This window comes from Chryseobacterium daecheongense (assembly GCA_027920525.1).
Classification (GTDB): Bacteria; Bacteroidota; Bacteroidia; order Flavobacteriales; family Weeksellaceae; genus Chryseobacterium; species Chryseobacterium proteolyticum.
Map to the genome: position 1 here is coordinate 2,581,435 of CP115858.1, position 13,980 is coordinate 2,595,414.

The window sequence follows — 13,980 nt, forward strand, 5'->3', positions numbered from 1 at the left end:
ACTACAATTATAAGGAATAATTAGGAGCTTCCTGTGTGATAATCACATCGTGAGGATGAGATTCTTTCAATCCACTTCCTGTGATCATGACCATTTTTGTATCTTTCTGTAAAGCCTCAATATCTTTTGCTCCACAGTAACCCATTCCTGCTCTAAGTCCACCGGTTAATTGGAAAATCACATCTTCCAGTTTTCCTTTATGGGGAACCCTACCTTCAATTCCTTCAGGAACGAATTTTTTAGCCTCACTCTGGAAATATCTTTCTTTTCCTCCTCGTTTCATTGCTGAAAGACTTCCCATTCCCTGGTAAGACTTGAACTTTCTACCCTGGAAAATAATTTCTTCTCCCGGAGCTTCATCAGTTCCTGCTAAAAGAGATCCAAGCATTACCGCTCCTGCCCCACTCGCAATAGCTTTTACAATATCCCCAGAAAGTTTAATTCCACCGTCAGCAATTACTGCTACATTTTTAGATTTAGCATAATCGTAGACATTATATATCGCAGATAATTGAGGAACCCCAACTCCTGCTACTACTCTGGTTGTACAGATTGAACCCGGGCCAACACCTACTTTAAGAACATTTGCTCCTGCTTTGATCAAATCTTTTGCAGCTTCAGCAGTTACAATATTTCCTCCCACGATATCCAGATCCGGATATGCTTTTCTGATCTCAGAAATCTTATCTAAAACTCCTTTGGAGTGTCCATGAGCCGAATCAATCGCTACAATATCAACACCTGCCTTTACGAGCGCTGCAATCCTGTCCATGGTATCTTCTCCTACTCCTACTCCGGCACCTACAATAAGGCGGCCATTCTGATCTTTATTCGCATTAGGATACTCCAATTGATTGTCGATATCTTTAATCGTAATCAATCCTACCAATTTATTGTCTTTGTCTACAATAGGAAGTTTTTCAACACGGTTCTTAAGAAGGATTTCTTTAGCCTTTTCAAGATTGGTGTTTTTATCGGAAGTGATCAGGTTTTCTTTCGTCATGATCTCCTCAACTTTCATATCAAGATTTTCCTGATACTTAACATCTCTGTTTGTGATGATCCCAATAAGAACATTATTTGGATCTACAACCGGTAAACCAGAAATTTTATATTTGGACATCATTTCTTTAGCCTGAGCTAAAGTATGATCTTTTGAAAGGGTAACTGGATCAGAGATCATTCCATTTTCAGAACGTTTCACACGGTTTACCTGTGCCGCCTGTTCTGCGATCGTCATATTTTTGTGAATGAAACCAAGTCCACCAACTCTTGCTAATGCAATAGCCAGATCACCTTCAGTAACTGTGTCCATCGCAGCAGATACTATCGGAACATTCAGGGTAATTTTATCGGTAAGTCTTGATTTTAATGATACCTGGTTAGGTAAAACTTCTGAATAAGAAGGGACTAGAAGAACGTCATCGAAAGTGATGGCTGTCTCTACAATTTTGTTATGAATAGACATCTTTACTTTCTTTGCAAAATTAGGCTATTTTAGTGAGATATGAAAATCCTTTTTAATAGTTTAAATAAAAATTAATAATCAATAAGTTAAATCAAAAAACCGCCCTTATATAAAAAGCGGTTTGTACAAAATAAAATGAGTTATATGAACTAAATATAATATATTTTTTATTTAGCCGTGAGCTGTCCCTTTTCGTCGACACTCTCTATATGCGTCTGGTTGTTTTTATCTACATAGATCTTAAGACGTATGCGTCCTTTATCATCCCGTATAAAAAGTCCTACATCGCCATTCGCTGTTTTTCCGGCGAAAAAACGCTCACTCCCCAATTTTCCTTCTTCTTTCAATTTGGCAAAAGCTTTCTTCAGCGCTATTGGGTCATTAAGCTTTTGTAAAGAATCATCAAACCTTATTACTTTTTCGAGCGGGAAATCATCCGGTCTGTCCCAAAGTTTGAGTCCGTATGATCTTTTTTTATCCGCCCCAATACCTTCACTATATTGAAGTTGCATGATCTGATCCGTTTTCCTCTGGTCTACAGAGTATACCATTCCTGAACCTTTTTCATCGGCATCATATACCAATCCTCCACATTCATCACCTAAAGAATTAAAGAAAATCAGTCCGGCTTCCCTTTCTCTTGCTTTAAGAGGTTTGTTATTCAGTAATCCTGGATGCTGTCGTTTTTTATTACTGATTACCATTTTGAGTGTTCCGTCTTTTTCGACAATATTAATTCTTTCAACATCAATTTCCTCAAACCTCTGATGGTCATTACTGCTTTTAAAAACCAGTAAAAACAACAAAACAAAAGCTACTGTAAGCGATGCTGCATATATCTTCAGCATGCGCACTTCTCTGATTAATTTTTCCATGTAAATAATTTATTGTTAAAAATAAATTATTTATCTGAAGCTGAATTAATGAATTTTGAAATATCATCCGGAGTAAAATTCCCCTTTACATCCACGAATACCAATTCTCTATCTGAATTTACCGTGATCAGCATATTTTTTATGGTTTCCCCGGATTGCTTTACACGAACATTTACATTATCTCCATTATGTTTTATGGTCGCCCAGTCTTCATAATTGTTATTATTAAGATATCTTGCATAATCTGCTAACATCTCCTGATCTCCGTTTTCTACCGTCAATACTTTTATTTTTGATATTTTCTTTACCAACTGAGCGGTAGCCTCACCATCCTCTTCTTCTTTTAATGCTTTTCTGATAAAAGGTTTTGCCAGGAACATGGGTACATTGACGCTTTCAAACTTTGCTCCTTTAAAATCATAGCCTGAGTCCGAAAAGAATTCCATATTAGGTTTGTGTGATACTACACAAGACTGAAGCAAAAATACCGTGCAAGCTGCAAGCAAAATGGTTCGTAAGTTTTTCATGGTCATCAGGTTTAGTTTATGGATCTCAGACTTCCACCGGAAACCTTACTGATATTGGAGTCAATTCTCGGATTTCCTTTATATTTAATGGATCCTCCGGAAGATGCTTTAGCCTTAAGCTTATCCGTTACATTGATGGTAAGACTGGATCCGGATGTAGATTCCACTTCCAATTCACTTAATCTTAAGTTTTCTGCTTTACAAGATGCACCACTGCTTATATCAATAACTCCGGAAGTTGCCTGCCCTTCAAGTATGGTATCTGACCCACTTGAAGCTTTAACAACGACGGACGAAGTATTAAGACTTACTTTTATACTGGCTCCTGAAGTAGAACTCACGTCTGTGGTACCAGAAACATTAAATTTTCCTTTGATTGTAGATCCTGATGAAGCATCAATATCCATACGGTTCTCCTTTACCGGATTTACTGCTGTAAAGTTTGCTCCGGAAGATGCTTTCACACTACTCATTCTTGGAGAAGAAACATTTACACTTAAGTTTTTAAATCTGACATTTCGTTCGCCCTTATTGTCAACATAAACTTTTAAAATACCATTCTCTACTTTGGTGATTACATATTGAAGCTTATCCGCATCTGCAATAACCTTTACACTTGTCGGGCTTTCCTGCTTATAAACGAGATTTACTCCCGTGCTCACCTGAATTCCTGAGAACTCACCCACATTTCTTGCTTCACCATTCAGGTATGAAGTACTACTCTCTGAAGTAAAGCTGCTTCGTGTAGTATTGGTACTCGAGCTTACTTTTGTTTCACTGGATTTTATAATCTTACTGAGATCATCCATTGATAGTTTCCCATCCAGCATTACTAAAACATTCCCGCCATCACCACTATCAATACTCAACAGGACATCATCCAATATTCCTTCTTTTGCTCCTGAAGATAGAAATTTTATTTTGTTTTCCTTACTATTCACGCTCATTACTTCGCTATAGTTCAGGTTATTTAAATAGGTAGAAATATCTTTATTGATCTGGGAGATATTACTTTGTATTTTTTTACCTCCCGGAGAGTTTACGTTTTCAGGGCTCTCTGTAATCAGAATCTTTAATCCATTAATCTTTGTCAATAATGGTTTGATCTGATCCAGCTGAGAATCATCGATATTCAGGCTGCTAAGCATCCCAAACATGGGTTTTGCAATTTTAATAGAAGTTACACCTTCTACCTGCTGGTATTTTTCAAAAAGTTTATCGAATTTGTCATCCTGCCCATATACTGTAAAGAAGTGGGAGAAGGCAAGTGCGAATATTATCAATATTTTTTTCATGAGTCAATTTTTAATTTTAAGCTGATAATTAATACCTGATCAGGGAGTAGTCTCTTTTTTTGTTAATAGTTATCATCCATTACTTTTGGCTGTACTAACTTTTCGCTAACATTATTTGCAAATATTTGAAATGAATATTTAGTCACATTAATAGCCTCTTCAACATTATCGATCCTTTTTCCGTTTACAATAACATAATTGTTATTGTAGCCTGTAGAATCTTTCGAAGCAACATTCAATTTTCTATAAGAAGAATTATCTGTAAATTTTGGTCTTACTTCTTTTTTCAGTCTTCCTCTTTTAGGAAGAATCTCATCCAGAACATCTTTTTCCGCAACTGTGTTTCTCTGAAAGACAGAATCACTTTTTATTGCTGCAATACTGTCTGCACTGTTTACAGCGACCTGTCGTTCTGGTTCATGATTTTCTTCAATGAAATCCTGCTTTTGTTGCTTGATCTGGTTTTCTACCAATTTTGACTGGTCTGCTACCGGAACATTTTGGTAGTAATTGAAGATCAATCCTGCACTTACAAGCAATACTACACTTGCAGCCATCCAGAACCATTTGGGGAAAGAAGTTTTTTTCTTTTCCAGAGGAATGATCTTATGATCATCATTATCTATACCTTCTGCTTTTTGAAGAAAATCTTCAAAATCCCAATTCATCTTTTCTTCCTTCATACCACGGAAGATTTCGTCGTACTTATCTTGAAATTGATCGTTGTTCATAATTCATCAGTTGTGAGATTTGTTCTTTTACTTTTTGTCTTGCACGCATAAGATTGACTCTTACTGCATTTTCCTCCATTTCCAGCATCTCTGAAATTTCAGATACTTCATATTCCTCTACATCTTTCAAATGGATAACCATCTTTTGTTTTTCAGGAAGTTCATTAATAAATCCTATAATATGTTCTTTAAGGTTATTAATATCCATACTGTAAAGTTCCGACCGATGAATCTGCATATCTGCAAAACCAGCCTTCACATCATGATGCTTCAATCTGTTAAGGCATTCATTCCGAACGGATTTTAATGCATAGGATTTTAAATTTCCGAATTGCTCCAGTTCTTCTCTTTTCTGCCAAAACTTTACCATAAGATCCTGCACCACATCTTCTGCTTCATCACTGCTCATGACAAACCTCTTCGCAAAACGATACATCTCGTTTTTGAGAATAAACACCGTATTCTTAAAGGTCTCTTGGGTCATAAGTTTTGTTTCTATGAGTAAGACAATCAAAAATTAAATTCTATTACATCACAAAATAAAAAAACTTCAAAAAAAATGAAGTTTTTTTATAATCAGGGTTAATAGCTGTCAAAAATATATTTTAAAATCCTCTTATCTTCGTCTGTGAGAGTCACTTTTCTTCTGGCCATTGCTCTTTCTGCCACTTCGTAAGCTTTATCCAATTTAAATCGTTCATCTCCCTTAAATCCACCCCAGGAAAAATTCTCTATGAGATTAGGAGGAAAACCTTCTTTAAAAATATTGGAAGCAACACCAATTACAGTTCCTGTATTCAGCTGGGTATTGATTGCTGTCTTGGAATGATCTCCCATGATCAGCCCGGCAAACTGTAATCCTGTATCTTCAAATGCCTTCGTCCTGTAGCTCCAGAATTTTACTGTTCCGTAGTTATTTTTCATATTTGACGAATTGGTATCCGCTCCAAAATTACACCACTCCCCGATTACCGAATTTCCGACAAATCCTTCATGACCTTTACTGGAATACCCGAATACAATAATATTATTAACCTCTCCTCCTATTTTACACTGAGGTCCAATGGTGGTTGCTCCATAAATTTTTGCCCCCAGATTAAATTTAGAATCATCACAAAGGACAATAGGACCACGAAGATGGCAGCCTTCCATTATTTCCGTATTCTTTCCGATATAAATCTTTCCGGTTTTTGTATTGAGTGTTGAGAATTCTATCTGTGCCCCTTCTTCAATAAATAAATCTTTTTTCTCTCCTAAGAATCCATTGGTGGAGGAAAGTTCCTGAGAGGTTCTTCCTTTGGTAAGGAGATCAAAGTCAAAATCAATCGCCTTATGATTATAGGTAAACAGGTCTTTAGGTTTTTTAAAGAAAACAAGTTCTTCTTTGATATCAGTCATTTTTTCAATCTGATTCAGGGAAAACCCCTTCATATTGATTTTTGCCGCAATCAATTCGTCTTCGTATACTAAAGCTTCACCTTGCTTAAGGTCTTTTATTTGTTGCAGGACCTGCTCAGTAGGTAGAAAATTAGTAACGAGAAAAAGACTTTCTTTTTCTTCCGGGTTTTTAAATTTTTCCTGAAGGTAATTTTCTGTGAAATAGGAAATTTCAGAGTTTTCCAATAATTTCTGCCATCTCTCTGAAAATGTCAGGATTCCGCAACGCATTTCTGCAATGGGGCGGGTAAAAGTAAGGGGAAGAAAGTCTTCCCAATATTGTGCATCTGAAAATACTAATTGCATTTTTAAGAAGTTAGAGGTTAGAAGTTAGAAATCAAAGGCTTGAAACTGGAAGTAATACCGTACTTGTGGTGTTGTTTTCCGGATATGAGCTCCTTATTTCTACTCAGAACAAAAATACAAAAACATATGAGAAATCAGAAAAGGTATTTCGGGGATGCGGGATCCGAGGTATGAAGTGCAAGCATAAATGCTGATCTTATCTTTTAATAAATGACCGCTGCAATTTCGGTAGAAATCTGTTTTTTTAATGATCAAAGTGAGCATTGTTAGTTACTTACTATATATTATATTTTAGTACTCTGATCTTCTCAGATTCATACAGATTTTTGCATTTGTTTCATGAATCCTTGTAGGCTTTTGTAAAAATATGATTGTTAATTTATAATATTGACAACTGTCTATCAATTATCATTTATTATTAATTAATCTAGCCCCGATAGAAACGGATACCCCGCAACAAGTATTGGATTAGCCCTGGCGTGAGGAGTATGAGTGGATAGCGGGAAAAAGCTCCTAAAAATAATCTCAGCTCAAAAAAAAGTCTTCCAAAATTTTGGAAGACCCTTAATATCTTTAAATGTCAAAAAATTACTTAGCGAATTTTTTGTATTTGTTCATAAATTTATCTACTCTACCAGCAGTATCTACTAACTTTACTTTACCAGTGTAGAAAGGGTGAGAAGTAGAAGAGATTTCCATTTTGATCAAAGGGTACTCTTGTCCTTCATACTCGATAGTGTCTTTTGTTTCTGCAGTAGACTTGCAAAGAAACACCTCGTCGTTACTCATATCTTTGAAAACAACAAGTCTATAATTTTCTGGGTGAATTCCGTTTTTCATAATACAATTTTTAAAAAAATTAAAGTTTGCTTTCGAAATAGTAATGGATATTTCTCTGCTAATTTTAGGCTGCAAAAATACAATATTTTTTCTAATATCCAAATAGCTAGTCCAATATTTTTTTCTTGATAAGAAATTTAAAGTATTTTCGTTAAATTTGGAATCTATATTAAACTTTAATTTCGATGAAATTCAAATTATTACTGGCTTTTTCTTTCTGGATGCTTCTGATGGTGGTATCATGTAATAAAGATGATATCAGCTTTGATGCTCCTTCGCAGCAATTAAGATTTTCCAGGGACACTGTGTTTTGTGATACGGTCTATCACCAAGTCCGCTCTGAAACTTATGTTGTAAAAGTATATAATAATGAAGACAAAGATATTTCTATTCCCAGAATTAATCTTGAAAAAGGAGCAGCTTCATTATATAAAATCAATGTAGACGGAAAGGCAGGATATGATTTTAAAGATGTTCCCCTGAGAAAAAAAGACAGTCTTTATATTTTTGTTGAAATTGCCCCACAAGCTACCGGTCCGGAGGCTATTGCTGAAGACCGTGTGATATTTACGAGTCCTGCGGGACAACAGCATGTCACTTTATTTTCTGTGGTTCAGGATGCTGAATTCTTTATCCAGACTCCAACCAACCCTAATGTGATCAGTAATCATACAACCTGGAGTAACACAAAAGCGAAGATTATTTATGGTGACCTTACGATAAATCCGAATGTTACCCTGGATATTCAACCCGGCACCAAAGTATATTTCCATAAAAACAGCGGAATGAAAGTAGGCACAGGTGCTACATTAAATATAAACGGAACCTTGAACAATGAGGTTGTTCTTCGGGGTGACAGGAATGATCCGTACTATGATACTATTCCTAAAAACTGGAATTCAATCCGTATGGAAGCAGGATCTACCCTCAATATGAATTACGGAAGGCTTTTCGGAGGAACAAGAGGACTGGAGATGAAGCAGACGAATGCCACAATCAGCAATTCATTTATTCATACATTTCAGGAATATGGTATATATGCTGTAAATTCAACAGTGAATGGAAAAAATCTTGTTATGAATAACTGCGGGGAATCTGCAATAGGTATTTTTAAAGGAGGAAACCATAACTATACACACGCTACCATTGCCAATTATTCGAAAACGCTTTCTTCTTCCAACCGTAACGGAATTTTTGCTACCAATGAGTGGAAAAATGATGCTGGGCAAACAGAACAAGGTGCATTACAACTTAATGTGAGAAACAGTATTGTATATTCCGACAGGGATAATTCGATTAATTTTGAACAAACTCCAGGACAGTTATTTAATTTTCAGTTCCAAAACTGCCTGCTAAAGTATTCAAACACTTCGGAAGCCGGCTTTAACTTTGACAGCAATACTAATGTCATTCAGAGTTTAAAAAATGAAGACCCGCAATTTGTCAATTATTTTATTGCTCATCAGAATTTAAGAGTTAAGACTACCTCCCCGGCTAAAAATAAAGGAAATGTTGCAGTAGCAGCAACGGTTTCAACAGATATAGCCAATGTATCGAGAACTACCCAACCAACTCTTGGAGCTTATCAGTAATGGAAATAACGAATTTACAACAGCAGGTTGATGAATGGATAAAAACAATTGGTGTCCGTTATTTTAATGAACTTACCAATATGGCAATGTTGACAGAGGAGGTAGGTGAAGTGGCCAGAATTATCGCGAGGCGATATGGTGAGCAAAGTGAAAAAGAAAGTGACAAAAGTAAAGATTTGGGTGAAGAATTGGCGGATGTCCTTTTTGTAACCTTATGCCTTGCCAATCAAACAGGGGTAAATCTACAGGAAGCTTTCGACAAAAAAATGAAGCTAAAAACGGATCGCGATAAAGACCGACATCAGAATAATGAAAAACTGAAGTAAAGATTTCAGATATAATATATACAAAGGACTTTACTTAGCTTATCATCTGCTTTTAAAAGACTGAGTCTTATCAGAATAATAAAATTGAAACAGAGACTACGTTGATGATAACAGACAATAACCGTCTGAAATCTGATGACTTAAATCTGAAACCTATAGAAATAATGAAGTTAGAGAAATCAAAATTAGAAGGAGATCAAACCATACAAATCAGCGGTTCGAAAAGTATTTCGAATCGTTTGTTGATTTTGGAAAGCCTGTTTAATAACATACAAATCGGAAATCTTTCCAATTCCCAGGACACAGAAATGCTTACGAAAGCCTTATCAGAAAATTCTGAAGTGGTGGACATTCATCATGCCGGAACCGCCATGCGTTTCCTTACTTCATATTTTTCTATCCTCGAGGGCAGGGATACTATCCTAACCGGATCCGGAAGAATGAAAGAAAGGCCTATCAAAAACCTGGTCAACGCTTTGCGTGATCTGGGAGCTGATATTGAATATATGGAGAACGAAGGTTTTCCTCCTTTAAAAATTAAAGGTAAGAGGATCACACAATCTGTGGTGAATGTTCCTGCCAATATTTCCAGCCAGTTTATTACTTCTTTACTTCTTATTGCAGGGAAGTTGGAAAATGGCTTGGAGATCAATCTTGTCGGCGATATCACATCGAGGTCTTATATAGAAATGACGCTTGATATTATTACCAGATTTGGTATCAATGCTACTTTTACGGGGAATGTGATTAAAGTAGAACCTTTTGCAAACCCATCTTCTGTTATCCATTATGAAGTAGAAAGTGACTGGAGCTCTGCTTCATACTTCTACTCTATCTGTGCATTGGGAAGGAAAACTATTCATCTGAAAAGCTTCTATAAACAATCCACTCAGGGAGATTCTGCAATAGCAAACATCTATGAGAAGTTCTTTGGAATTACAACGACTTTTTCGGAAGAAGAACATAAAATTACTTTAAAGGCTGACCCTTACTTTTCTTTTCCGGAAAAAATTGAACTGGACATGAACGACTGCCCCGACATTGCGCAAACTCTTTGTGTAACGGCAGCTGCATTAAAAATTCCTTTCGCCATTTCAGGTCTTGGAACCTTAAGGGTTAAGGAAACAGACAGATTACAGGCTTTATATAACGAACTAAAAAAAATAGGAACTGAAACTGAAATTACAGATTTCACAATCGAATCAGTGAGTTTTGGAGAACCGGAAGAAAATATTTCGATCAAAACTTATCAGGATCATAGGATGGCCATGAGTTTTGCTCCATTCTGCCTGATCAAAGAGCTTACTATAGAGGAAGAAAATGTGGTTGAAAAATCGTATCCTATGTTCTGGAAAGATCTTTCCACAATTCTTATATCGTAATGTAAAGAATATTTCAAACGACAACACAAAACGACGGTCCTTTCATCAGATCGTCGTTTTGTGTTTATATGGACAATACGCTACTCAAGTTAATTTAGAAAACAGACGATTTTTGCAATTTCAGCAATTCTGGAATTTTTGCCTTTTAGGAGAATTTCTACATTTAAACATCATAACTTAATTATCTATTAAAATTCATTTAACTCCCTTATAATAGATATATGCTTATTTTAGGTTTAAATAAAAATACTTAAACTATGTCCAAATTTAATGTGAGACATCTTGCGATTCTCCTTCTCGGTATTACAGCTACCTCAACGATGCTTTCTTCATGTTCAGAAAATCTAACCGCTATGAACTCTGATGATAAGAACTTCAGTATTCAGGCAAAGAATACCGGTAAAGTTACTCTGGCCACTATTGGTATCAGCAACTGGATGTCCGGATTAGAGGATAATACTTCCCTTTCTAAAATTTCTATCCCCGGCACTCACGATTCAGGAGCAATGAGAGAGGTTCCTTCGAACAGTGGTACGGCAAAGACCCAAAACCTTACCATCAGCGAGCAACTCAATGCAGGAGTCCGTTTTCTGGATATCCGTTGCAGACATATTGATAATTCTTTTGCTATCCATCATGGTGCTATTTATCAGAATTTAAATTTTGATGATGTTCTTAATGCATGCTACTCATTTTTAGACAGTCATCCTACAGAGACCATCATCATGTCTGTAAAAGAAGAATATAATGCTTCGAATACAACAAGAACCTTTGAGAAAACATTTGATTCTTACATCGAGAAAAACCCTTCAAGATGGGATCTTGGAACTCATATTCCTACTTTAGGATCTGTGAGAGGAAAAATAAAATTACTAAGAAGGTTTTCAGCAGAAACAGCTAAAGGAATTGATGCTACATCATGGGCAGATAATACAACCTTTGAAATCAATAATCCCAATGCTTCATTAAAAGTTCAGGATTATTATCAGGTAAGTAATAATGATGATAAATGGAATAAGATTTCTGCTCTTTACAATGAGGCTAAAAATGATACCAGCAGTAAATTTTTTATTAATTTTACAAGTGGTTATAAACCCTTAATATTTGGAATTCCCAGTATTCCTACAGTTTCCAATACTATTAATCCTAAACTTAAAACTTTATTTCAGAACAGTCCACAGGGAACTTACGGAATAATGCCAATAGATTTTGTCAGTGCGGAACTCTCAGAATTGATTATTAAAACTAACTTCAACTAGATTTCTTAAAAAAACTGAAAAATAAAATCGCAGCCTTTATTGATTAAAGGCTGCTACTTTTTTAATGATTATTACATTATTTCCAATAAAAGCTTTATTTCTTTATTCCGTACGCGCTGAGTATTTTACTAAAGATCTCAGTATTTTCAAACAATCCTGTAAATTCTTTAGAATTGGGGCCATAAGCAAATACAGTAGATGGAATGGAAGTATGGTCATTGGTGCTGAAATTTCCGAAAATCCATCCTTCTTTAAGACTTCCGTCAAGCAGTGTCAGTCCTCCGGTTTCATGATCCCCTACAACAATCACCAATGTTTCTTTATTTTCATCCGCAAACTTCATGGCTTTTCCTACCACATGATCGAAGTCTAATAATTCTGTAACAAGCTGCTCAATATTATTACTATGTCCACCGCCATCTGTTTGGGATGCCTCAACCATCATGAAAAATCCATTTTTATTTTCTTTTAGATCATTGAGGGTAAGGTCAAAGGCATCAGCTAACCAATTTCCTCTTCCTTCGGTTATTCTTTTTGAAGCAAGAGGATCAATGATCAATGTTCGGTTATTAATTTTCTTCACAGATTTTAGATCCTGGTAAGTATCTATTTTTGCTTCTTTAATTTTCAAAACATTATCCGGCGTCAATCCACTGGTAGGACCGCCAATCAGAATCTTGGTTTTGGAATTCACAAAGCCTTTCAGGATTGGCTCCGAGCTATTTCTGTTATCTGAATGTGCATAAAAATCTGCGGGTGTAGCATCTGTGACGTCTCCGGTAGAAATTAATCCTGAAACCTTTCCCTGGCCGGCAATGATATCCGGAATTTGTGCAATAGAATTTCCTCTTTCATCAACTCCAACGAAGGTATTCTTCGTCTTCACTCCCGTAGCAAATGCTGTTGACCCCGGAGCAGAATCCGTAATATAAGCATTGGACGAATTGGTCTTAGACAATCCAGTAGCCTTGATATTAAATACATTTAACTTTCCTTTATTCGCTGTAAAGGCAGCATAATACTGGGACAAAGAGGTACCATCCGGAATTAAAAGAATCACATTTTTAACATTCTTAACCACTCCATCCGTTTTGTAGGTAGGTGCATATGTAGCGTATTCTTTGGTATTTTTATAAAAATTCCTAGGAATGGTATTGAGAAATTTTTTCAGATCGGGAATGTGATCGGTATTGATGTAATCCACTCCCAAATCTATAAAATTCACCCATGCATTAGGGAAATCCGGAGCTCCGTAAAAACGTACTGGCTTTTGCCGGGCATGAGCAGCCTCCACTGCCTTTTTTATATTTTCGGTTTCTTCATCTCTGGGGATTCCCTTTCCATTCCACTTTACCAGCTCCTGCAAATCTGCACTGAATAGTCCTACTCTTCCAAGCTCGTCAGAAGTATATTTTTTATCAAGATCCCCATCAAAAAAAAGATAATCCGGATAATTTTTGAAATCAGCAGGCTGAGGCCTGTTACCGGTTATTACAATTTTGACCCCGGAATTACCCGTAATCTCAGGATATTTTTTCAACGTTGCTAACAAAGCATTGAGACTTGTTTTATAATCTTGCTTAATATCAATAAGCAATTGTAGTTTTTTAGAAGAATCCGAATAAATCGTTCCTTTATTGAGTTTGATTTGTTTTGAAATATTGTCCAGATAGAGGCTTTCCAATGTCCTATCAGGAGATAATTCTTTTTCTGTATGGGCTACCCACAGCTTGCCATTAACAAGAAAAACATCTGCTTCAACAGAACCAAAGTTTGCATAATATGCCTCCCAGAATGGTACTTTCTGTTCATAATCATTATGTGAGTGCGCATTGCTTACAGTATAGTTCAGATAATTCTGCGCCTGATTTTGTGAAAAAATGGCGGTGGCTAACAAAGCCCATATTTTTATTTGTTTCATAATATTTTAAAAAGACCTGTT

Annotated in this window: 13 protein-coding genes; 4 read left to right on the forward strand and 9 right to left on the reverse strand. The window is 36.0% G+C overall.

Features of this window, described 5'->3' with window-relative positions; genetic code table 11:
- Window positions 1–7: 7 nt before the first annotated feature.
- The 8 genes from guaB to PFY10_11445 all read right to left on the reverse strand — a co-directional run bounded on the left by guaB (window position 8) and on the right by PFY10_11445 (window position 7,479).
- The gene (gene guaB / locus PFY10_11410) at window positions 8–1,468 is read right to left on the reverse strand and encodes an IMP dehydrogenase (GenBank protein WBV54854.1); all 1,461 of its coding nucleotides are present in this window, start codon (window positions 1,466–1,468) and stop codon (window positions 8–10) included.
- A gap of 167 nt (window positions 1,469–1,635) precedes the next feature.
- Window positions 1,636–2,343, reverse strand: coding sequence for a hypothetical protein (locus PFY10_11415; GenBank protein ID WBV54855.1), 708 nt, complete (start codon window positions 2,341–2,343; stop codon window positions 1,636–1,638).
- Between the two features lie 26 nt (window positions 2,344–2,369).
- Window positions 2,370–2,870, reverse strand: coding sequence for a DUF4252 domain-containing protein (locus PFY10_11420; GenBank protein WBV54856.1), 501 nt, complete (start codon window positions 2,868–2,870; stop codon window positions 2,370–2,372).
- Window positions 2,871–2,881: 11 nt separating this feature from the next.
- Window positions 2,882–4,165, reverse strand: coding sequence for a DUF4252 domain-containing protein (locus PFY10_11425; GenBank protein ID WBV54857.1), 1,284 nt, complete (start codon window positions 4,163–4,165; stop codon window positions 2,882–2,884).
- Window positions 4,166–4,227: 62 nt separating this feature from the next.
- On the reverse strand, window positions 4,228–4,896 hold the full coding sequence (locus PFY10_11430) for a hypothetical protein (GenBank protein ID WBV54858.1): 669 nt from the start codon (window positions 4,894–4,896) through the stop codon (window positions 4,228–4,230).
- Window positions 4,871–5,380 carry a sigma-70 family RNA polymerase sigma factor gene (locus tag PFY10_11435; GenBank protein WBV54859.1) on the reverse strand — a complete coding sequence of 170 codons (510 nt, stop codon included), beginning with the start codon at window positions 5,378–5,380 and terminating at the stop codon, window positions 4,871–4,873. The genes PFY10_11430 and PFY10_11435 overlap by 26 nt, the downstream gene beginning before the upstream one ends.
- A gap of 98 nt (window positions 5,381–5,478) precedes the next feature.
- Entirely contained in the window at window positions 5,479–6,639 is a 1,161-nt protein-coding gene (locus tag PFY10_11440; protein WBV54860.1) for a GlmU family protein, read from the reverse strand.
- A gap of 588 nt (window positions 6,640–7,227) precedes the next feature.
- Window positions 7,228–7,479 carry a type B 50S ribosomal protein L31 gene (locus PFY10_11445; protein ID WBV54861.1) on the reverse strand — a complete coding sequence of 84 codons (252 nt, stop codon included), beginning with the start codon at window positions 7,477–7,479 and terminating at the stop codon, window positions 7,228–7,230.
- A gap of 185 nt (window positions 7,480–7,664) precedes the next feature.
- Here PFY10_11445 and PFY10_11450 point away from each other — a divergent pair, with 185 nt between their 5' ends.
- The 4 genes from PFY10_11450 to PFY10_11465 all read left to right on the forward strand — a co-directional run bounded on the left by PFY10_11450 (window position 7,665) and on the right by PFY10_11465 (window position 12,038).
- Window positions 7,665–9,071, forward strand: coding sequence for a hypothetical protein (locus PFY10_11450; protein ID WBV54862.1), 1,407 nt, complete (start codon window positions 7,665–7,667; stop codon window positions 9,069–9,071).
- The gene (locus PFY10_11455; protein WBV54863.1) at window positions 9,071–9,397 is read left to right on the forward strand and encodes a nucleotide pyrophosphohydrolase; all 327 of its coding nucleotides are present in this window, start codon (window positions 9,071–9,073) and stop codon (window positions 9,395–9,397) included. The genes PFY10_11450 and PFY10_11455 overlap by 1 nt, the downstream gene beginning before the upstream one ends.
- Window positions 9,398–9,561: 164 nt before the next feature.
- A complete protein-coding gene (locus tag PFY10_11460; GenBank protein WBV58936.1) occupies window positions 9,562–10,779 on the forward strand; it encodes a 3-phosphoshikimate 1-carboxyvinyltransferase in 1,218 nt (405 codons plus the stop codon).
- Window positions 10,780–11,036: 257 nt separating this feature from the next.
- Window positions 11,037–12,038 carry a phosphatidylinositol-specific phospholipase C gene (locus tag PFY10_11465; protein ID WBV54864.1) on the forward strand — a complete coding sequence of 334 codons (1,002 nt, stop codon included), beginning with the start codon at window positions 11,037–11,039 and terminating at the stop codon, window positions 12,036–12,038.
- 94 nt (window positions 12,039–12,132) lie between these two features.
- On the opposite strand, the gene PFY10_11470 is transcribed toward PFY10_11465, so the two are convergent.
- Window positions 12,133–13,959 carry an alkaline phosphatase gene (locus PFY10_11470; GenBank protein ID WBV54865.1) on the reverse strand — a complete coding sequence of 609 codons (1,827 nt, stop codon included), beginning with the start codon at window positions 13,957–13,959 and terminating at the stop codon, window positions 12,133–12,135.
- Window positions 13,960–13,980: the final 21 nt, after the last annotated feature.